This is a genomic window from Mesorhizobium sp. W050 (genome assembly GCF_054719535.1).
In genome coordinates this window covers 5523744-5541307 of record NZ_JBTTIH010000001.1, presented here as the reverse complement: position 1 = coordinate 5541307, position 17564 = coordinate 5523744, and the positions used below count along the sequence as shown (strand labels likewise).

The window sequence follows — 17564 nt, the reverse complement described above, 5'->3', positions numbered from 1 at the left end:
CAGCCACATCTCGGGAAGATGAAACTTTGATAACAACCGACAGGTGATCTCCGCCCTTGAGGGGGGAGATGTCGCCGAAGGCGACAGAAGGGGGTCGCCTCGCTTGGAGCGCCGACCTCCTATGCGCAAGAGGCTGAGTCCGGTCGCACGGACCCCCTCTGGCCGCTTCGCGGCCATCTCCCCCCTGAGGGGGGAGATTAGTACCGCGCCTTACGCCGCTTGCGGCTCCGGATCGAAAGCCGGCCTGCTCGTATTGATCAGCAGCGACAGACACGCAGCCACGATCGCCGTCATGCCGGCGATCAGGAAAGCCAGTTCGTAATTGCCCTGCAGTTCGCGCATGGTGCCGCCGAAGGCGGCGGCGGTGGCGGCGCCGACCTGGTGGCCGGCTACGATCCAGCCGAACACGATCGGGCCGCTGCGGTCACCGAAGGCCTCGTTGGCGAGCCTGAGCGTCGGCGGCACGGTGGCGATCCAGTCGAGACCGTAGAGCACGGCGAAGATGATCAGGCTGGTCGCCGAGAAGCCGGAATAGGGCAGATAGATCAGCGCCAGGCCGCGAATGCCGTAGTAGACGCCGAGCAGCTTGCGCGGGTCGAAACGGTCGGTGAGCCAGCCCGAGAGCGTCGTCCCGATCAGGTCGAAAATGCCCATTAGCGACAGCAGGCCCGCGGCCTGTACCTCGGGGATGCCCATGTCGCCGCAGAAAGAGATCAGATGCGTGCCGACCAGCCCGTTGGTGGTGAAGCCGCAGATGAAGAAGGTGGCGAACAGATACCAGAAGACGCGGGTGCCGGCAGCGCGGCGTAGCGTGTTCAGCGTATGCGCCAGGAAATTGCCTTGCGATGCCGGCGATACCGGCGGCACGTCATCGGTCCCGGCGCCATAGCGCACCATGCCGATCGAAGCGGGACGCTCCGGAACCAACAGCCAGACCAGCGGCAGAAGACAGGCGGTGGCGATCGAGACGGCGGTAGCGACGGGCTGCCAGCCGCCCGACTGGGCGAGCGATGCCAGCAGCGGCAGGAACACCAAGAGGCCGGTGGCGCTGGAGGCCGACATCAGCCCCATCACCAAGCCGCGATTGGTCTTGAACCAGCGGTTGACGATGGTGGCGCCGAGCACGGTGGCGACCGCGCCGGAGCCGATACCTGAAAACACGCCCCAGGTGAGGAACAGATGCCATGGCTCGGTCATCAGCAGGCTGAGCGCGGTCGAGCCCGACATGATCACAAGCGAGGCAAGCAGCGTGCGGCGCAAGCCGATACGCTCCATCAATGCGGCGGCAAACGGCCCGGTCAGGCCGTAAAGGAAGATGCCGATCGCGGCGGCAATCGAAACCGTATCGCGCCCCCAGCCGAAGCTTTTATCCAACGGCAGCATCATCACCGAGGGTGCGGAACGAAGCCCGGCCGCGATCAACAAGCAGAGGAAGATGACGCCAACCACGACGAAAGCGTAGCGCTGGCCAAAGGGACGGGATTGAGCTATCATGTTACTGACCGGTACGTTGCAGGGTGAGGACATGTATACGTACCGATCGGTAACACGTCAATCGAGTCATACCATGCCAACGGACAAAAATATTGAACTGACCATCAAGGACGGTCATGCAGCCGCACCGCCCAAGGCTGCCAAGAAAATCCTCGACGTGGCGTACGACCTGTTCTACCGCCGCGGCATCCGGGCGATCGGCGTCGACGAGATCGTCAAGCGCGCCGGCGTCACCAAGCCCAGCCTCTACCGCAGCTTTCCCTCCAAGGACGAGCTCGCCGCTTCCTATCTCAGGCAATATGACCGTGAGTATTGGGAGCGTTTCGACGAAGCCGTGGCTGCCCATCCCGGCGACCCGCGGGCACAGCTCAGGGCTTTCCTGACTCGCGTCGGCAAGCGCACGCAAAGGCCGGACTATCGCGGCTGCGGCATGACCAACGCGGCGGTGGAATATCCCGAACATGGCCATCCGGCGCGCGTCGTCAGCGAGGCCAACAAGCAGGAGTTGCGCCACCGCCTGCGCGCGATGGCCGCAGCGATGGGCGCTAAAGACCCTGACACGCTCGGCGACGGCCTGCTGCTGTTGATCGAAGGCGCCTATATCAGCGGCCAGCTCTTCGGCCTCGGAGGCCCGGCGGCAGCGGTCGCCCGCAACGCCGACCTGCTGATCGAGGCGAGCTTGAAGAAATAACATTTCGAACGTTGGCGCCGCCCCTCACCTGCCGGCATCCTTTCCCGGAAATGGGGCGAGGAACGCTCTCATCACGATTTCGCCAATTGCCAGCGTTGCAAGGTTGTCGCCAGCGGCGCAGCCGGCCACTTTCTCCCGTTCAGGGGGAGAATTGCCCGGCAGGGCGATTTGGGCGGCGCCAACGTTGAGATTGGCACGCTAGGCCGGCCGCAAATTTGGCGATAGGCTGGGGCCAACCTCAAGGGAAAAGTCCGCATGCGAACCCTGCTGCTTGTTCCATTCGCCCTCGCCGCCCTCTGCCAGGCAGCCCATGCCGATGGCATATCCAGCGTCTACACCGACCTCGACTCGCAAAAGGATTGCGTGACCTATGCGCAGGCCGAGGAAGGCGATGGCGACTGGGCCGAACTCGCCTGCTCCGGCTATCGTGGCTATCCCGTGCTGATCGCCTATGACGACGCCCGTGAATCGCTGTTCTACGGATTTCCGCCCGGCGGCGACATGACCTCGGTCTGGGAGAGCTTTTCCGGCTTCAACTCGTCCGGCGCCAAGGTCGAGTGGCGCATCGAGACCAAGGGCGACGTTGCCGTTCCCTTTGCCGTCATCCACCGCCGCTCGATCAGCAATCCCGAGGACGAGAACAAGCCGACCGAAGTGCTGCTCGTCGCCAAGGTCGCCCAGATGGAAGCCCGCGACGGCTGCACCATCGGCCTCGTGCTGGCCACCGGCAACCCGCAGGCCAATGACCAGGCGCGCAAGTTGGCCGACGAAAAGGCGAAGAGTTTCGCCTGTGGCAAGGACAAGCACACCGTCATCGGCAACGTGCCGGCGTTTGGTCGGGTGGATAACTAGTCACGTGGGTGCAAGGCACCCCCCTCTGCCCTGCCGGGCATCTCCCCCTCAAGGGGGGAGATTGGCAGCTTCGCTGGCGGCGCTTTTCTTTCGGCGCTGAAAATTGACGAAAGCCGTTGCGACTCCCCCCTTGAGGGGGAGATGGCCGGCAGGCCAGAGGGGGGTGCCTCGCGCTGGCGTTTGCCGCTTACTTGAACGAGACGCAGGCCTCTCTCGGCGCTACTTCGCCGCCTTCGCCCGTGCGATCGCGTCGACGATCATCTTCTTGGCGTATTTCGAATCGTGCCAGCCTTCGATCTTGACCCATTTGCCGGGCTCGAGATCCTTGTAGTGCTCGAAGAAGTGCTGGACCTGGTCGCGGGTGATCTCGGGCAGCTGCGTGTATTCGGTGACGTTTTCGTAGCGCAGCGTCAGCTTCGGCGAGGGCACGGCAATGACCTTCTCGTCCTGGCCGGCATTGTCTTCCATCACCAGCACGCCGATCGGCCGCACATTGATGACGCAGCCCGGCACCAGCGCGCGCGTGTTGCAGACCAGCACGTCGATCGGGTCGCCGTCGCCCGACAGCGTGTGCGGCACGAAACCGTAATTGCCGGGGTAGCGCATCGACGTATGCAGGAAACGGTCGACGAACAGCGTGCCGGCCTCCTTGTCCATCTCGTACTTGATCGGCTCGCCGCCGATCGGCACCTCGATGATGACGTTGATGTCCTCGGGCGGGTTCTTTCCGATGGCAATGGCTTCGATTCGCATGGCTTAAATCCCTCTCTCGATGTCCAAGATCGATAGCGGGCGGCGCGGCATGGTGCAATGCGGCGATTGGTGCGAAGCGCTAACGGAAGCGCACGGTTTATGATGATTTGTAACCGAGGCCGGTCATTCCCAGACGAAGGCGACCTTCTTGAGCGCCCTCTGCTCGAAAATCTCGACGCCTTCGGCGACGTCACGGCCACCCGCGCCGGCATAGAAGGAAAGTGCGTTCTGGTTGTCTTCCAGCGCCCACACCACCATTCCCTTCAGCCCGTGGTCGGCAAGCCGCGCCCGCGCCGCCTTGAACAGCCGGCTGCCGAGCCCGATGCCCTGATATTCCGGACGCAGGTAAAGTTCGTAGATTTCGCCCTGTTGCTTCAGCTCGCGGGCGCGGTTCTTGCCGATCGTGGCATAGCCGGCGATGGTGCCGCCGATCTCGACCACCAGAACGGTGGCGGCGCGGCGGATGGCGTTGGCCCACCAGTCGGCGCCGCGGCGGTTGATCATCGAGGTCAGCGAGCGATGCGGGATGATGCCGGAATAGGCGCCCTCCCAGGCCAGCTGGTGCACGTCGGCAATGGCGCCGGCGTCGCGCGGTTCGGCTTTCCTGATGTCGATGCTCAGCGTATTCATGATTTGTTAACCATAAACCCGCATCGGCCATTTGCAAGACTCGAGGTCAGCCCGCCGACCGCTTTCTCACAGCCGATCGCGACACTGCTGACAATGGGCAAAGCCTGCCTGGAAAACGCGCCCAGCCGGCGCGGTCAGGCGTCCGTCCGGGTAGCGCGTGCAGGCTCTTCAGATCTCGACGAGATGATCGTCCAGCTCATTGGCGTCGCCCGACGTCACCGGGAAATGCTCGGCCAGCACCGCGCCGACCTGCCCGATCGCCTTGACGAAGCCGTCGGCGAGCCGGTCGTCACCGGCATGCTGCAGGAGATCGCGCACCACGCCGTCCCAGACATGCTGGCCGACCTTGCTGTCGATGCCCGAATCGGCGACCACTTCGGCATAACGCTCGGCGATCGACACGAAGACCAACACGCCGGTGCGCGCCGTGGTGCGGTGGACATTGCGGGCGAGGAACTGCCTGAGCGCATTGTGATGTGCCGCCTGATAACGCTGCCGGCGCGGCACCAGATGGATGCGCAAGCCCGGCAGCGCCCACAAAAGCACCAACACCGAGGCCAGTGCCAGCAGTTGGACAATGACGAAATGCGGCAGCCGGATCGACAGCCACCAGGCTTCCAGCCCATAAGCGACGGCGAGGCTGGCAATCAGCATGCCTGATGTCGCCATGAAGGCGGCGGGAAAGAAATAGCCGTCGCTGGCATGCGCAACGACGCAGTAGATCTCGCCGTCGGTTTTGGCCTCGGCCGCGCGGATCGCGGTGGCGATGCGCTCATGGTCCTGTGGGCTGATCGGTCGTGTTGCCATCTTCTCTCACCAGCTCCCTGAAGACCCGCCACCGCCAGACGAACCGCCGCCGCCTGAAAACCCGCCGCCGCTGCTTGAGCCCGAAGACCAGCTGCTGCCCGAACTTCCCGATGACCATCCGCTGCCCGACGACGAACTTGTTGTCCAGCTGCTGGAGCCCGAGGACGATCCGCTCGGCCCCTGGCCGTAGCGAAAGGTCATGCCCAGCCATTTATACACGCCCGGCGACAGCTTGGTGCCGAAGATCGGCGGCAGGAAGGCCATCGCCAGGCCGCCGAAGAACATCGCCGCCCACAGGATCAGGAAGACCGCGACGACGGGATCGATGGGCGTGCTGCGGTCGGCCGGGTTGCGCTTGCCGCGCGCCTCCAGCTCTTCCGGGTTGCCTTCCAGCACCATCACCATGTCGTCGACGGCCTTGGAAATGCCGCCGGAGAAATCACCGGCGCGGAACGCCGGCACCATGTCGTTTTCGATGATCAGTTTGGTGTGCAGGTCGGTCAGCGTGCCTTCCAGCCCGTAGCCGACCTCGATGCGCATCTTGTGGTCGTTCTTGGCCACCAGCAGAAGCACGCCGTTGTTTTCGCCGGCCTGCCCGAGTTTCCAAAAGCGGAACAGCCGGTTGGCGTAGGGTTCGATCTCCTCGCCGTCGAGGCTGTTGATCGTGGCGACGACGATCTGGTCGGAGCCTTTGGTCTCGAAATCCGCGAGCTTCTGCGTCAGTGCCGCCTTGGTCGCGGCGTCGATAATACCGGCATTGTCGACCACCCGCCCGGTGAGTGCCGGCAGGTCTGCCGCCAAAGCTACAAACAGCATGGTGAGCATCGTCAACAGCGCGATGCCGATCGTCGCGGCTGCGCGGCCAGGTCTTGGCGGATTGAAGACGCGTACTGTCATGCCGTCACCAGTTCCCCTCAACCACCATGACTGTCCTCAATCACCATGATCATGTCGTCGACCGCTTTGGAAATACCGCCGGAGAAATCCCCGGCGCGGAAGGCCGGCACCATGCCTTCAATGATCCGTGTGGCGTGCTGGTTGGTGAGCGTGGCTTCCAGCCCGTAGCCGACCTCGATGCGCATCTTGCGGTCGTTCACGGCCACCAGCAGAAGCACGCCATTGTTCTTGGCCTTCTGGCCGAGCTTCCAAGCGTTGAACAGCCGGGTGGCGTAAGGCTCGATCTCCTCGCCGTCGAGGCTGGGAACCGTCGCGACGACGATCTGGTCGGAGCCTTTGGTCTCGAAATCGGCCAGCTTCTGCGTCAGCGCCGCCTCGGTCGCAGCGTCGATGATGCCTGCATTGTCGACGACACGACCGGTGAGGGCGGGCAGTTCCGCCGCCAGCGCCGCGAAGCTGACGAGCAAGACCAGCAAGGCAGCGCCGGTCATCGTGGCGAAGCGGCCATGCCAGGGATTGGCGATGCGTGTTGTCATCTCGTCACCAGCTTCCCGAGGAGCCGCCGCCGCCGGACGAACCGCCGCCGCCGGAAAAGCCGCCACCACCGCTTGAACCCGACGACCAGCCGCCCCCGCCCGAAGACCAGCCGCCGCTGGACGACCGCTTGTGCGGCTCGAATGTCATGCCGAGCCAGCGATAGCGGCCGGGACCGAGTTTTTGGCCGAAGATCGGCGGCAGGATGGAGGCGGCCATGCTGCCGAAGAAGATGATTGCCCAGATGCTGATGAAGACGCCGAAGAACAGATTGTCGGTATTGATGGGCGGCTTCTGGTTGCGCTCGCCGCGCGCCTCCAATTCCTCCGGATTGCCTTCCAGCACCATCACCATGTCGTCGACGGCCTTGGAAATGCCCCCGGAGAAATCGCCGGCGCGGAACGCCGGCACCATGTCGTTTTCGATGATCAGCTTGGTGTGCAAATCGGTCAGCGTGCCTTCCAGCCCATAGCCGACCTCGATGCGCATCTTGCGGTCGTTCGGCGCCACCAGCAGCAGCACGCCGTTATTTTCCTTGGCCTGGCCGAGCTTCCAGAAGCGAAACAGCCGGTTGGCGTAAGGCTCGATCTCCTCGCCGTCGAGGCTGGGGATGGTGGCGACGACGATCTGGTCGGAGCCTCTGGTCTCGAAGTCGGCGAGTTTCTGGGTGAGCGCGGCTTTGGTTCCCGCGTCGATAATGCCGGCGTTATCGACGACGCGGCCGGTCAGCGCGGGGAGGTCGGCGGCGAAGGCGGTGAGGGGCAGGAAGACGGCCAGAAAGGCGAGAAGAACACCAAGGTTGGCGTTCCTTCGCGTCCCCCTCTGTCCTGCCGGACATCTCCCCCTCGAGGGGGGAGATTGGCAATCTCGCTGCCGACGCTCAGCCGGCAACGCTGATATTTGGCGCAAGGACAGAAGACAGCTGATCTCCCCCCTTGAGGGGGAGATGTCCGGCAGGACAGAGGGGGGTGTGAAGGAACGCAAGGCTGGCAAAGGCCAAGCAGACGTCATCACCCGCCCTGCTTCGTGCCGAAATCGACCTTCGGCGGCTGCATCTTGTCTTCTTCGACGGTGAAGTTGGCGAAGGGCTCGTTGCTGCGGAACCAGAAGGTTGCCCATAGCACCGACGGAAAGGTCCTCAGCGTCAGATTGTAATCCTTGACCGCCAGGATGTAGTCGCGCCGCGCCACGGCGATACGGTTCTCGGTGCCTTCGAGTTGCGCCTGCAGCGCCAGGAAATTCTGGTTGGCCTTGAGGTCGGGATAGGCCTCCGACACCGCGATCAGCCGCGACAGCGCGCTGGTCAGCCCTGATTGCGCATCCTGGAACTTCTTGAGCGCTTCGGGGTCCTTCAGCGTTTCCGGCGTCACCGTGATCTGCGTCGCCTTGGCGCGCGCTTCGACCACCGCATCGAGCGTGTCCTTTTCATGCGAGGCATAGCCCTTCACCGTCTCGACCAAATTGGGAATGAGGTCGGACCGACGCTGATACTGGTTCAGCACCTCGCTCCATGCCGCCTTGGCGTTTTCCTCCGCCGTCGGGATGGTGTTGAAGCCGCAGCCGGCGAGCAGAGGCAGCACGACGGCCATCATCAGCACGGCCGGCAGACTGCGGAAAGGGAAGGCAAGGCGCTGGGCAAACATGGTGAGGTCCCTCGACAGAAGTTGCATGTGAAGCATTAGCACAATCCGCGCTCAAGAAAATGTCTGCCGCTGGCGCGCATTCATGCGCCGGCGAGGCCCTGTGATTGATCGCGCGAACACGGTATGGTTGCCGGCAAACAGGACAGGACCATGGCGGAAGGCCGCGACGGTGACAGCGAATCGCGCCGCATTATCGAGCGCGTGGCGAACGAGGGCGGCCTTGGCAGCGCATCGCTGGTGTCACGGGCAGCGAAAGGCGCGCGCGATCATGTTACCGCAGCGGAGGCCGACCGATCCGATCCGATCGAGGTCTGGGGCACCCGCATCGGTCGCGCACTTGGGCTCATCGTCGCCCTCGGCCTTTTGATCTGGCTCGTGTACTACGTCTCCCGGGGCAGCTAGAGCATGATCCTGAAAAGTGGGAACCGGTTTTCTCGGACAAGCGGGAACCGTTTTGTCCGGAGATCATGCTCCAACCAAAGAGATAGATCAGGATGACGATTCAACGAAAAATTATCCGTATCTAGGATTTTCCATGAACAGCGAAAAAGCCGACGCGCCGCGCGCGGTCATCGTCATTTCCAGCCATGTCGCCCGCGGCTCGGTCGGTAACCGCGCCGCCGTGTTTGCGCTGGAGACGCTGGGCTTTCCGGTGTGGGCGGTACCGACGGTCATCCTGCCCTGGCATCCGGGCCATGGCCGCGCCACGCGCATCGTGCCGCCGCTCGACCAGTTCAAGGCGCTGATGGCCGATCTCGAGCGCGCGCCCTGGCTGGGCGAGGTGGGCGCGGTGCTGTCGGGCTATCTCGGCGAGGCCGGCCAGGCCGAGGCCGTCGCCTCGCTGGTTGCGGCAGTCAAGGCCAAGACGCCGGACGCGATCTATATATGCGATCCGGTGATGGGCGATTCCGGCGGGCTCTATGTGCCCGAGCCGACGGCCGCCGCCATGCGTGATCGACTGATGCCGATCGCCGACATCGCCACCCCCAACCGCTATGAGCTGGAGTGGATGGCCGGCGCGCCCTTGCCCGATCTGAAATCCGTGATCTCGGCCGCCCTCCATGCCGGACCGTCAACAATGCTGGTGACGTCGGCACAGTCGATGATGACCGGCGGCACCGGCAATCTGCTGCTTGACGGCACCCAGGCGCTGCTGGCCGAACACCGCCTCATCGACAAGCCGCCGAATGGCCTCGGCGACCTGACTGCGGCCGTCTACCTCGCCCGCATCCTGTCGGGGCAGCCGCCGATCAAGGCGCTGCAATCGACCACCGCCGCCGTCTACGAAATCCTGGCGCGAACCGCCAAGCGTGGCGGCGACGAGCTGCAGCTTGAAACCGATGCCCAGAGCCTGTCGCACCCGATGGCGATGGTGCAGCTGCGCCACCTCACGCATCCGGGGCGGGACCGCCGGGCGTGACCTCGACCGTGGTCGTCGGCGCCGACGGCTGCAAGGCCGGCTGGATCGCCGTCCGCCGCGATCTGGATGCCGCGCCGTCAGTCCGCGTCTTTCCCAGCTTTGCGGCCCTGCTCGACGCCTTGCCCGCCGATGCGACAGTGGCCGTCGACATGCCGATCGGCCTGCCGGACGTCTCGCAAAGAGGCGGGCGCGGGCCGGAGACCTTGGTACGGCCAATGCTCGGAGCACGGCAATTCAGCGTCTTCTCTATCCCGTCCCGCGCGGCCCTCTACGCCGACATCAGCGACTTCACCACGGTCGAGGCCTGGTATGAGGCGCATCGGCGCGCCAGCGAGGTGGCCAGGGCGACCTCCGATCCGCCACGCGGCGTCTCGATCCAGGCCTTCGGCATCTTTGCCAAGATACGCGAGATCGACGCGCTGCTGATCGCACGTCCGCAACTGCGCCGCCGCGTCTTCGAATCGCACCCCGAAGTGGCCTTCTGCCGGCTGAACGGCGAAAAACCGATGACGCTGCCGAAGAAGATCAAGGGCGCAGTCAATCCTGCCGGGATGGAAGAGCGCAAGGCACTGCTCTGCCGGCACGGCTATACCAGAGCCTTCCTTGACCAGCCGCCGCAACGCGGTGCTGCCGCCGACGATTTCCTCGACGCCGCAGCGATGATGCTGATTGCCGGACGCATTGCCGGCGGCGAGGCAAAGCCGTTTCCCGACCCGCCGCTTGCCGACCGTTTGGGCATTCCCCTGGCGATCTGGGCGTGAGGCAAGCGGCGAGCCATGCGTGCGGCATGGCGATTTGCGACGAAGCCATCTGCAATTCGGCATTGCCCGCGACGGGCATTTGCCGTTAGAGCCTTTCTAACTTGAAATGAGCTGCCGTCGCTAACCCCGAAAGGCTTCATCCCTAGCCCATGCCCCATCTCCCCGAACATCTTTGGACCGGCTACCGCAACTTCATGAATGGCCGCTATCTCACCGAGAGCGGACGCTATCGCGAGCTCGCCCGCGAAGGGCAGGCGCCCGAAACCATGATCGTTGCCTGCTGCGATTCCCGCTCTGCCCCCGAGGCGATCTTCGACGCCGGTCCGGGCGAACTGTTCGTCCTGCGCAATGTCGGCAATCTGGTGCCGCCCTATGCACCGGACGGCGAGTTCCACTCGACCTCGGCCGCGCTCGAATTCGCCGTGCAGAGCCTGAAGGTGAAAAACATCGTGGTGATGGGCCATGGCCGCTGCGGCGGCATCCGCGCCGCGCTCGACACCAATTCGGCGCCGCTGTCGCCCGGCGACTTCATCGGCAAATGGATGAGCCTGATCGCGCCGGCGGCCGAAACCGTTTCGTCCAGCACGTTCATGACGGCAACCGAACGGCAGACGGCGCTGGAGCGGATTTCCATCCGCTATTCGATCGCCAATCTCAGGACCTTCCCTTGCGTCTCCATCCTCGAAGGCAAGGGGCGGCTGTCGCTGCATGGCGCCTGGTTCGACATCTCGACCGGCGAGCTCTGGGTGATGAACAAGGACACCGGCGACTTCGAGCGGCCGGATTTGACGTAGACCCATGATCCCGAAAAGTGGGAACCGGTTTTCGGATAAGGGCATGGTCAAATAAGAGGAGGCAAGAATGCGGGTTTGGCCTGCGATCGCTTTCGCCGTAGCGGCGCTGCTGATTTCGCTCGTCCCTGCCCGCTCCGATGACGGCGCCATTATCGACCGCTGGTATTCGGCGCTGCTGGTCGCCGATCGCACCGAATTGTCGGACCTGCTCGCCGACGATGTCCGCATCAAGCTCGACGATCTCGGCGTCGTGCAGTCGAAGCAGGAGTTCATCGCGTCGATCGACGAATGGAAGGGCGCGGTCGCCGGCGCCGAAATCCGGCATCGCGTCGAAAAGAGCGAGGCCGGCGTCACCACTGTCATCGCCTGCTATGATTTCCCCAACAATGACATGCTGATGCAGGAGACGTTCGGCGTCACCGGCAACCGCATCACCGCCAGTTCGCAAGCGGCGATCGCGGAAAATTGCGACGGCTTCTGACGCGGGCTGGAACGGCCGCGCTGTTGCGCCGCGCCAGTCATCGCCCTACATCGGTCAGCAAGCTCCGCCAATCATCGAAAGATCCCCCATGCCGTCCACGAAAACCGTCGATCTCGCCGCCCATCCGCTGACCAAATGGCAAGGGCCGCTCGGCCTGCCGGATTTTGCCAGCATCGGCGACGACGATTTCTCCTCGGTGTTCGACGCGGCGCTGAAGGCACATGAGGCCGAAGTCGATGCGATCGCCGGCAACAAGGATGCGCCGACCATCGAGAATACGCTGGCAGCCCTCGAGCTCGCCGGTGAGCCGCTCGACCATGTCTCGTCGATCTTCTGGTGCCGGGCCGGCGCCCACACCAACGATGCGATCCAGGCGCTGGAGCGTGAGATCTCGCCGAAGATGTCGCGGCATTTCTCGGCGATCTCGATGAACGAGAAACTGTTTGCCCGCGTCGACGACCTCTACCAGCGCCGGGAGACGCTAAAACTCGACGTCGAGACGCTGCGGGTGCTGGAGAAGACCTGGAAAGGCTTTGTGCGATCGGGCGCAAAACTCGACGCCGACGGCAAGAAGCGGCTGGCCAACATCAGCGAGGAGCTGTCCTCGCTCGGCACGACCTTCGGCCAGAATGTGCTGGCCGACGAGCGCGACTGGGCGCTTTTCCTCGACGAGGCTGATCTTGCGGGCCTGCCGGACTTCGTGAAGAGTTCGATGGCCGAAGCCGCCGAGACGCGCGGCCAGAAAGGCCGCTACGCAGTCACCTTGTCGCGCTCTATCTATGAGCCGTTCACGACCTTCTCCGAACGCCGCGACCTGCGCGAGACCGCCTTCCGCGCTTTCACCATGCGCGGCCAGAACGGCGGCGCCAGCGACAACACCGCAGTGGTGCGCGACATGCTGAAATTGCGCGCCGAAAAGGCCAAGCTGCTCGGCTATGCCTCGTTCGCCGCGCTGAAACTCGACGACACCATGGCCAAGACGCCGAAGGCTGTGCACGACCTCCTCGACCCGGTCTGGGAGAAAGCGCTGGAGAAGGCCGCCGCCGACCAGAAGGAGCTGGAGCGGCTGGCGACCAAGGCAGGCAGCAACGAAAAATTCGCCGCCTGGGACTGGCGCTTCTACCAGGAGAAGTTGCGCGCCGAAAAATTCGCCTTCGACGAGGCGGAACTGAAACCCTATCTGCAGCTCGACCGGGTCATCAACGCCTGCTTCGACGTCGCCACAAAACTGTTCGGCATCACTTTCGAGGAGAAGAAGGGCATCGCCGCCTGGCATCCCGACGCGCGCGTCTTCGTGGTGAAGAACGCCGATGGCAGCGAGCGCGGCCTGTTCCTCGCCGACTATTTCGCCCGGTCCTCGAAGCGCTCCGGCGCGTGGATGAGCGCGCTGAAGTCGGGCTACAAGCTTGGCGATGGCTCCAAGCCGGTGATCTACAATATCATGAACTTCGCCAAGCCGCCGGCCGGGGAAGCGGCGCTGTTGTCGGTCGATGAGGCCAAGACCCTGTTCCACGAGTTCGGCCATGCTTTGCACGGCATGCTGACCGACGTCACCTGGCCGTCGGTGGCGGGCACCTCGGTTTCCCGCGATTTCGTCGAACTGCCTTCGCAGCTCTACGAGCACTGGCTGACGGTGCCCGCAGTGCTGGAAAAGCATGCGCTGCATGTTAAGACCGGCAAGCCGATGCCGAAGTCGCTGCTCGACAAGATGCTGGCCGCCCGCACGTTCGGCGCCGGTTTCGCCACGGTCGAGTTCACAGCGTCGGCGCTGATCGACATGGCGTATCACGCGCGGCCGGATGCGCCGGCGGAACCGCTGCGTTTCGAAGCCGAAACGCTGGAAAAGCTTGATATGCCCGACACCATCGCCATGCGTCATCGCACCCCGCATTTCGGCCATATCTTCTCCGGCGACGGTTATTCAGCCGGCTACTATTCCTACATGTGGTCGGAAGTGCTCGACGCCGACGCCTTCGCCGCCTTCGAGGAGACCGGCGATCCCTTCAACCCGGCGCTGGCGGAACGGCTTCGGAAGAATATCTATGCCGCCGGCGGGTCGAAGGATCCGGAGGAGCTGTACACGGCGTTCCGCGGCAAGATGCCTTCGCCGGAAGCGATGATGGTGAAGCGGGGATTGCTATAGCGCCAGCTTATCTCCCCCCTCGAGGGGGAGATGGCCGCAAAGCGGCCAGAGGGGGGTCGGTCCGACTGGGCTCGACCTCCTGCGGCAGATGAAGGTCGGCGCTTCACGCGAGGCGACCCCCTGTCAACTTGGGCAACATCTCCCCCTCAAGGAGATTAGACCTTCCAAGGATCCGCCACCCTTGGCCAAACCGGCCGCGTCAGCTTCTTGTAATCCGTCACCGCCGGATTGCTCGGATACGAGCTCGGCGCCGAGACATAGATGATCTCCGCCGCGATCGGTTCAAAGCCGGCGTAGAAATGGTTGGTCGACTTGATCAGCAATATGCCCTTGCTCATCGGATCGATACCGATGTTCGAGAAAATATCCGGCTCGAAGGTCTGCGTGCGGTTGGTGTTGAGGATGATGTCGATTTCCGTGCCCTCGACGCGCACCAGCGCCGTTGGCCCGAGCGTCACCCGGCTTGGCCCGAAGCTCTGCCAGCCCTCGCGGACAGCCTTCAACACCTTGACGCGCGCATCGATCGGTTCGCCGGCCAGCGGCCCGGCCTTGCCGCCGAAGCGCAGGTCGATGACGGCGCCTTCGCCTGCCGCCTGGCAAAATGTGACGGCGATCGGGTCCCAGATCGTCGCCACGCCAAAATTGTCAACGTCCTGTTCCAACATGGCGCGCAGCACAACGGTACCGTCGCCGGCGACGCCACCGCCGGGATTGTCCCAGATGTCGGCAATCACAACCGGCTTGCCGGGGTTTCCCTTGCGCACCGCCAGTGCCCGCGCGATGCCATCCTCGGTGTTCAGCATCGTCATCGCCGTCTTTTCGCGCATGGCGTAAAGCTCGCGCCCTAGCCTCTCCGCCAGCGCATCACCCTTGGCCTTGTCATTGTCGGTCACGACCAGGATGCGCGTGCCCATTTCGGGCACGTCCGCGGCCATGAAGCCATGGATGACCGACACCGACAGCACGCCGTCCTTGCCGTGCAGCGCCTTGATGCGGTCGACGAAGGAGCGCATCGGCTCGCGGCTGGTCGGCAGCACCTGGATCATGCGGCAGTCGAAGGTCGAGATCACCGGCTTGATCTCGTCGCGCGCCGCCGCCAATCCAAGCTCGACGACATGTTCGCCGCGCTCATAGAAGTCGGTGTGCGGGAATTCGAGGAAATAGGCCATGACATTGCATGCCGCGACGCGCTTTGGGGTCAGATGACTGTGCGGGTCGAGCTCCACCGCGATCACCACGTCGGGCCCGACGATTGCGCGAACCCGTTCCAGCAGATCGCCTTCGCAATCGTCATAGCCTTGCGCCACCATGGCGCCGTGCAGGCCGAGGATGACGGCGTCGACCGGCAAGGCTGCCTTCAACTGGCCGAGAATCTCGTCGCGCAACGCCTCATAGGTCTGCCGCTGCACCAGCCCGCCCGGCTCCGCCCAAGTGGCGGTGCCTTCGATGACGGTCAGCCCTTCGGCAGCCGCACGCCGGCGCAGCGCGACCATCGTCGATGAGCACAAGGTCGGCGTGTCTGGATGCTTGCCCGGCCCGGCATAGAACGCCATCTCGAACGACGCCCGGTCGGTCGGCACCGGCGAGAAGGTGTTGGTTTCGGTCGCCAGCGAGGCGGTGAAGATGCGCATGAAAGCTCCGTTGTGAATGGCGCGGTTATTTGACCGCCCCGAGCGCCAGCCCGCGGACGAGATAGCGCTGCAGCCAGATGAACAGAATCGCCACCGGCAGCGTCGCCAGCAGCGTCGCCGCCATTACATGGTGCCATTCGATCGTGTAGCGGCCGGCGACCAGCGAGAACACCTGGATCGGCAGCGTGTAACTTTCCTGGCTGCGCAGCATTGTGAGCGCAACGACGAACTCATTCCATGCGTTGATGAAGGTGAAGATGGCGGTGACCGCGATTGCCGGCAGGCAAAGCGGCAGAAACACTTTTCGCAAGGTCAGCCAGCGGCCGGCGCCCTCCATCCACGCTGCTTCCTCGAGATCGCGCGGGATGGTGTCGAAATAACTCTGCAGCATCCACACGGTGAAGGCGACGTTGAAAGCCATGTAGATGACGCCGAGCGCCGTCGTCGATTCGATCAGGCCCCAGGCGGCCATCAGCCGGAACAGGCCAAGCACCAGCACGATCGGCGAGATCATCTGCGAGATCAGCAGGAACTGGCGGAAGGCGCCGTAGCCGGCAAAGCGAAACCGCGACATGGCGTAAGCAGCCGGCACCGAGATCAGGATGGCGCCGACGGTGGCGATAACAGAGACATAGAGCGAATTGGCCAGCGCCTCGCCAAAGCCGGTCGCCACCCACATGTCGGCAAAATTCGACCAGTGGAATTCGCTTGGCCACCAGGTCGGCGACAGCACCTCCTGCCGCGGCTTGACCGCGGTCAAAAACATCACCGCGAAGGGGAAGATGGTCACCACGAGCAGCGGCGAAAGCAGCAGCCAGGCAATGATCGTGCGCTTCAGCTTGGGCATCATGCGCGTTGCTCCCGCATGGCGAGGCGCACATAGATCATGGTGAAGATCAAAAGGATGGCGAACATCAGCAGCGACACCGCCGATGCTTCGCCAAGCTTGCCGATGCGGAAGGCCAGCTTGTACAGATGGGTGACCAGGATGTCGGTCGAGTTGGCCGGCCCGCCCTGCGTCATCACCCAGATGATCGGGAAGGAATTGAAGACGTAGATGGTGTTGAGGACGATGGCGATGTTGATGAACGGCTTCAGCAGCGGAAAGGTGATCTCGCGGAACTGCTGCAGCGGCGTCGCCCCCTCCAGGGCCGCCGCCTCGTAGAGGTCGTCGGGGATCGACGACAGGCCGCCGAGGAAGATGGTCGTGGTGAACGGTACCGTCACCAATATGCCGATCAGCACCTGCATCGGGAATGCCGTCTCGGCGCGCGCCAGCCACTGGATGTTCTCATGGATCAGGCCAAGCCCGATCAGCGCCGAGTTCAGCATCCCGCTTTCGCCGTTGAGCGCCCAGCGCCAGACCACCGCCGTCATCGTCAGCGACACCGCCCAGGGCAGCATGATGATGACGCGGGCAATGCCGCGGCCGTAGAAATCGGTATTGAGGATCATCGCCACGGGGACGGACAACAGCAGCGCGCCGCCGACCACCAGCACGGTCCACAGGCCGGTGCGCCAGAGTGCCGCCAGGAAATCGGGATCGGCGAGGAAGGCGGAATAATTGGCGAAATCGTTGAAGTCCCGCAGCTGCCCAAAACGGCTGACATCATGCGTCGATATCTGGATCAGGTCCCAGACCGGCCAGAAGATGACGACTGCGGCCAGAAACAGGCTGGGCAAGGTCAATAAATAGGGCAGGTAACGATTTTGCATCGGCCGGATTCGTACCGTGTTGGACATAAGTGGCGCTGGCGCGCCAGCTCGGATCAATCTCGCATATCGGTCTAAGGCAGCGCTTCAGGGTTTGAATCTCCTGCGGACGTTTGCGCTGCCCCTCACCTGCCTGCCCATCCTCCGCAGCGGTTGCGGAAGGGAGCCCTTCCTCTCCCCCGTTGATCGGGGGAGAGGTGTCGAGCGAAGCTCGACGGAGTGGGGGTCGACGGAGTGGATGTCGACCCTTGGGGCGCAAGGCGAGGTGATGTTTGCCCCTATTGCCCTTCCTATGTCCGTTCGCGGCGGTTGCCAGGTGG

18 protein-coding genes and 1 pseudogene are annotated in these 17564 nt (G+C 63.8%); 8 read left to right on the top strand and 11 right to left on the bottom strand.

All coding sequences use genetic code 11. From position 1 onward, the window contains the following. Positions 1–210: 210 nt before the first annotated feature. Entirely contained in the window at positions 211–1494 is a 1284-nt protein-coding gene (locus tag ACYG9Y_RS26795; RefSeq protein ID WP_027050546.1) for an MFS transporter, read from the bottom strand. Positions 1495–1567: 73 nt separating this feature from the next. Between ACYG9Y_RS26795 and ACYG9Y_RS26790 the strand changes: the two genes are divergently transcribed. Next, positions 1568–2185: a TetR/AcrR family transcriptional regulator gene (locus ACYG9Y_RS26790; RefSeq protein ID WP_023698744.1), complete on the top strand. Its 618-nt coding sequence runs from the start codon at positions 1568–1570 to the stop codon at positions 2183–2185. A gap of 255 nt (positions 2186–2440) precedes the next feature. After that, positions 2441–3037, top strand: coding sequence for a hypothetical protein (locus ACYG9Y_RS26785; protein WP_023737932.1), 597 nt, complete (start codon positions 2441–2443; stop codon positions 3035–3037). 219 nt (positions 3038–3256) lie between these two features. Here the strand turns inward: ACYG9Y_RS26785 and ppa are convergent, their stop codons facing one another. The 7 genes and pseudogenes from ppa to ACYG9Y_RS26750 form a co-directional block, all read right to left on the bottom strand. Next, positions 3257–3790 (bottom strand): inorganic diphosphatase, encoded by a 534-nt coding sequence (ppa, locus tag ACYG9Y_RS26780; RefSeq protein WP_023668623.1) that lies wholly within the window; start codon positions 3788–3790, stop codon positions 3257–3259. Between the two features lie 123 nt (positions 3791–3913). Continuing rightward, positions 3914–4420, bottom strand: coding sequence for a GNAT family N-acetyltransferase (locus tag ACYG9Y_RS26775; protein ID WP_023688843.1), 507 nt, complete (start codon positions 4418–4420; stop codon positions 3914–3916). Between the two features lie 168 nt (positions 4421–4588). After that, positions 4589–5227 (bottom strand): TPM domain-containing protein, encoded by a 639-nt coding sequence (locus ACYG9Y_RS26770; RefSeq protein ID WP_023668621.1) that lies wholly within the window; start codon positions 5225–5227, stop codon positions 4589–4591. Positions 5228–5233: 6 nt separating this feature from the next. Then, entirely contained in the window at positions 5234–6124 is an 891-nt protein-coding gene (locus ACYG9Y_RS26765) for a TPM domain-containing protein (RefSeq protein ID WP_023681431.1), read from the bottom strand. A 35-nt stretch (positions 6125–6159) separates the two neighbouring features. Further along, a pseudogene (locus ACYG9Y_RS26760) lies at positions 6160–6615 on the bottom strand (TPM domain-containing protein); the annotation flags it as partial. 49 nt (positions 6616–6664) lie between these two features. Further along, on the bottom strand, positions 6665–7435 hold the full coding sequence (locus ACYG9Y_RS26755; RefSeq protein ID WP_198018627.1) for a TPM domain-containing protein: 771 nt from the start codon (positions 7433–7435) through the stop codon (positions 6665–6667). 233 nt (positions 7436–7668) lie between these two features. Continuing rightward, positions 7669–8301 carry a LemA family protein gene (locus tag ACYG9Y_RS26750; RefSeq protein WP_023681434.1) on the bottom strand — a complete coding sequence of 211 codons (633 nt, stop codon included), beginning with the start codon at positions 8299–8301 and terminating at the stop codon, positions 7669–7671. A gap of 150 nt (positions 8302–8451) precedes the next feature. On the opposite strand from ACYG9Y_RS26750, the gene ACYG9Y_RS26745 reads away from it, so the two are divergent. The 6 genes from ACYG9Y_RS26745 (at position 8452) to ACYG9Y_RS26720 (ending at position 13900) form a co-directional block, all read left to right on the top strand. Further along, positions 8452–8703: a hypothetical protein gene (locus ACYG9Y_RS26745; RefSeq protein WP_023737933.1), complete on the top strand. Its 252-nt coding sequence runs from the start codon at positions 8452–8454 to the stop codon at positions 8701–8703. Between the two features lie 133 nt (positions 8704–8836). Further along, the gene (gene pdxY, locus ACYG9Y_RS26740) at positions 8837–9721 is read left to right on the top strand and encodes a pyridoxal kinase PdxY (RefSeq protein WP_023668615.1); all 885 of its coding nucleotides are present in this window, start codon (positions 8837–8839) and stop codon (positions 9719–9721) included. Further along, on the top strand, positions 9718–10482 hold the full coding sequence (locus ACYG9Y_RS26735) for a DUF429 domain-containing protein (RefSeq protein WP_023737934.1): 765 nt from the start codon (positions 9718–9720) through the stop codon (positions 10480–10482). The genes pdxY and ACYG9Y_RS26735 overlap by 4 nt, the downstream gene beginning before the upstream one ends. A gap of 149 nt (positions 10483–10631) precedes the next feature. Continuing rightward, the gene (locus tag ACYG9Y_RS26730) at positions 10632–11276 is read left to right on the top strand and encodes a carbonic anhydrase (RefSeq protein ID WP_023681438.1); all 645 of its coding nucleotides are present in this window, start codon (positions 10632–10634) and stop codon (positions 11274–11276) included. A 67-nt stretch (positions 11277–11343) separates the two neighbouring features. Continuing rightward, complete coding sequence (locus tag ACYG9Y_RS26725) at positions 11344–11757, top strand: hypothetical protein (RefSeq protein ID WP_023737935.1); 414 nt, start codon at positions 11344–11346, stop codon at positions 11755–11757. Positions 11758–11845: 88 nt separating this feature from the next. Further along, positions 11846–13900, top strand: coding sequence for a M3 family metallopeptidase (locus ACYG9Y_RS26720; protein ID WP_023737936.1), 2055 nt, complete (start codon positions 11846–11848; stop codon positions 13898–13900). A gap of 155 nt (positions 13901–14055) precedes the next feature. Here ACYG9Y_RS26720 and ACYG9Y_RS26715 read toward each other — a convergent pair whose 3' ends face one another. Genes ACYG9Y_RS26715 through ACYG9Y_RS26705 form a run of 3 tightly spaced genes read right to left on the bottom strand, consistent with a single transcriptional unit; the run spans position 14056 to position 17247 of the window. Continuing rightward, positions 14056–15531: a M81 family metallopeptidase gene (locus ACYG9Y_RS26715; RefSeq protein WP_023737937.1), complete on the bottom strand. Its 1476-nt coding sequence runs from the start codon at positions 15529–15531 to the stop codon at positions 14056–14058. Between the two features lie 25 nt (positions 15532–15556). Continuing rightward, a complete protein-coding gene (locus ACYG9Y_RS26710) occupies positions 15557–16381 on the bottom strand; it encodes a carbohydrate ABC transporter permease (RefSeq protein ID WP_023737938.1) in 825 nt (274 codons plus the stop codon). Beyond that, a complete protein-coding gene (locus ACYG9Y_RS26705; protein ID WP_023726098.1) occupies positions 16378–17247 on the bottom strand; it encodes a carbohydrate ABC transporter permease in 870 nt (289 codons plus the stop codon). The genes ACYG9Y_RS26710 and ACYG9Y_RS26705 overlap by 4 nt, the downstream gene beginning before the upstream one ends. Positions 17248–17564 lie beyond the last annotated feature (317 nt).

Bases quoted from the DNA above. Each gene is read 5' to 3' on its own strand.
- ACYG9Y_RS26795 (WP_027050546.1), bottom strand. From the start codon at position 1,494: ATGATAGCTCAATCCCGTCCCTTTGGCCAGCGCTACGCTTTCGTCGTG.
- ACYG9Y_RS26790 (WP_023698744.1), top strand. From the start codon at position 1,568: ATGCCAACGGACAAAAATATTGAACTGACCATCAAGGACGGTCATGCA.
- ACYG9Y_RS26785 (WP_023737932.1), top strand. From the start codon at position 2,441: ATGCGAACCCTGCTGCTTGTTCCATTCGCCCTCGCCGCCCTCTGCCAG.
- ppa (WP_023668623.1), bottom strand. From the start codon at position 3,790: ATGCGAATCGAAGCCATTGCCATCGGAAAGAACCCGCCCGAGGACATC.
- ACYG9Y_RS26775 (WP_023688843.1), bottom strand. From the start codon at position 4,420: ATGAATACGCTGAGCATCGACATCAGGAAAGCCGAACCGCGCGACGCC.
- ACYG9Y_RS26770 (WP_023668621.1), bottom strand. From the start codon at position 5,227: ATGGCAACACGACCGATCAGCCCACAGGACCATGAGCGCATCGCCACC.
- ACYG9Y_RS26765 (WP_023681431.1), bottom strand. From the start codon at position 6,124: ATGACAGTACGCGTCTTCAATCCGCCAAGACCTGGCCGCGCAGCCGCG.
- ACYG9Y_RS26750 (WP_023681434.1), bottom strand. From the start codon at position 8,301: ATGTTTGCCCAGCGCCTTGCCTTCCCTTTCCGCAGTCTGCCGGCCGTG.
- ACYG9Y_RS26745 (WP_023737933.1), top strand. From the start codon at position 8,452: ATGGCGGAAGGCCGCGACGGTGACAGCGAATCGCGCCGCATTATCGAG.
- pdxY (WP_023668615.1), top strand. From the start codon at position 8,837: ATGAACAGCGAAAAAGCCGACGCGCCGCGCGCGGTCATCGTCATTTCC.
- ACYG9Y_RS26730 (WP_023681438.1), top strand. From the start codon at position 10,632: ATGCCCCATCTCCCCGAACATCTTTGGACCGGCTACCGCAACTTCATG.
- ACYG9Y_RS26725 (WP_023737935.1), top strand. From the start codon at position 11,344: ATGCGGGTTTGGCCTGCGATCGCTTTCGCCGTAGCGGCGCTGCTGATT.
- ACYG9Y_RS26720 (WP_023737936.1), top strand. From the start codon at position 11,846: ATGCCGTCCACGAAAACCGTCGATCTCGCCGCCCATCCGCTGACCAAA.
- ACYG9Y_RS26715 (WP_023737937.1), bottom strand. From the start codon at position 15,531: ATGCGCATCTTCACCGCCTCGCTGGCGACCGAAACCAACACCTTCTCG.
- ACYG9Y_RS26710 (WP_023737938.1), bottom strand. From the start codon at position 16,381: ATGATGCCCAAGCTGAAGCGCACGATCATTGCCTGGCTGCTGCTTTCG.
- ACYG9Y_RS26705 (WP_023726098.1), bottom strand. From the start codon at position 17,247: ATGCAAAATCGTTACCTGCCCTATTTATTGACCTTGCCCAGCCTGTTT.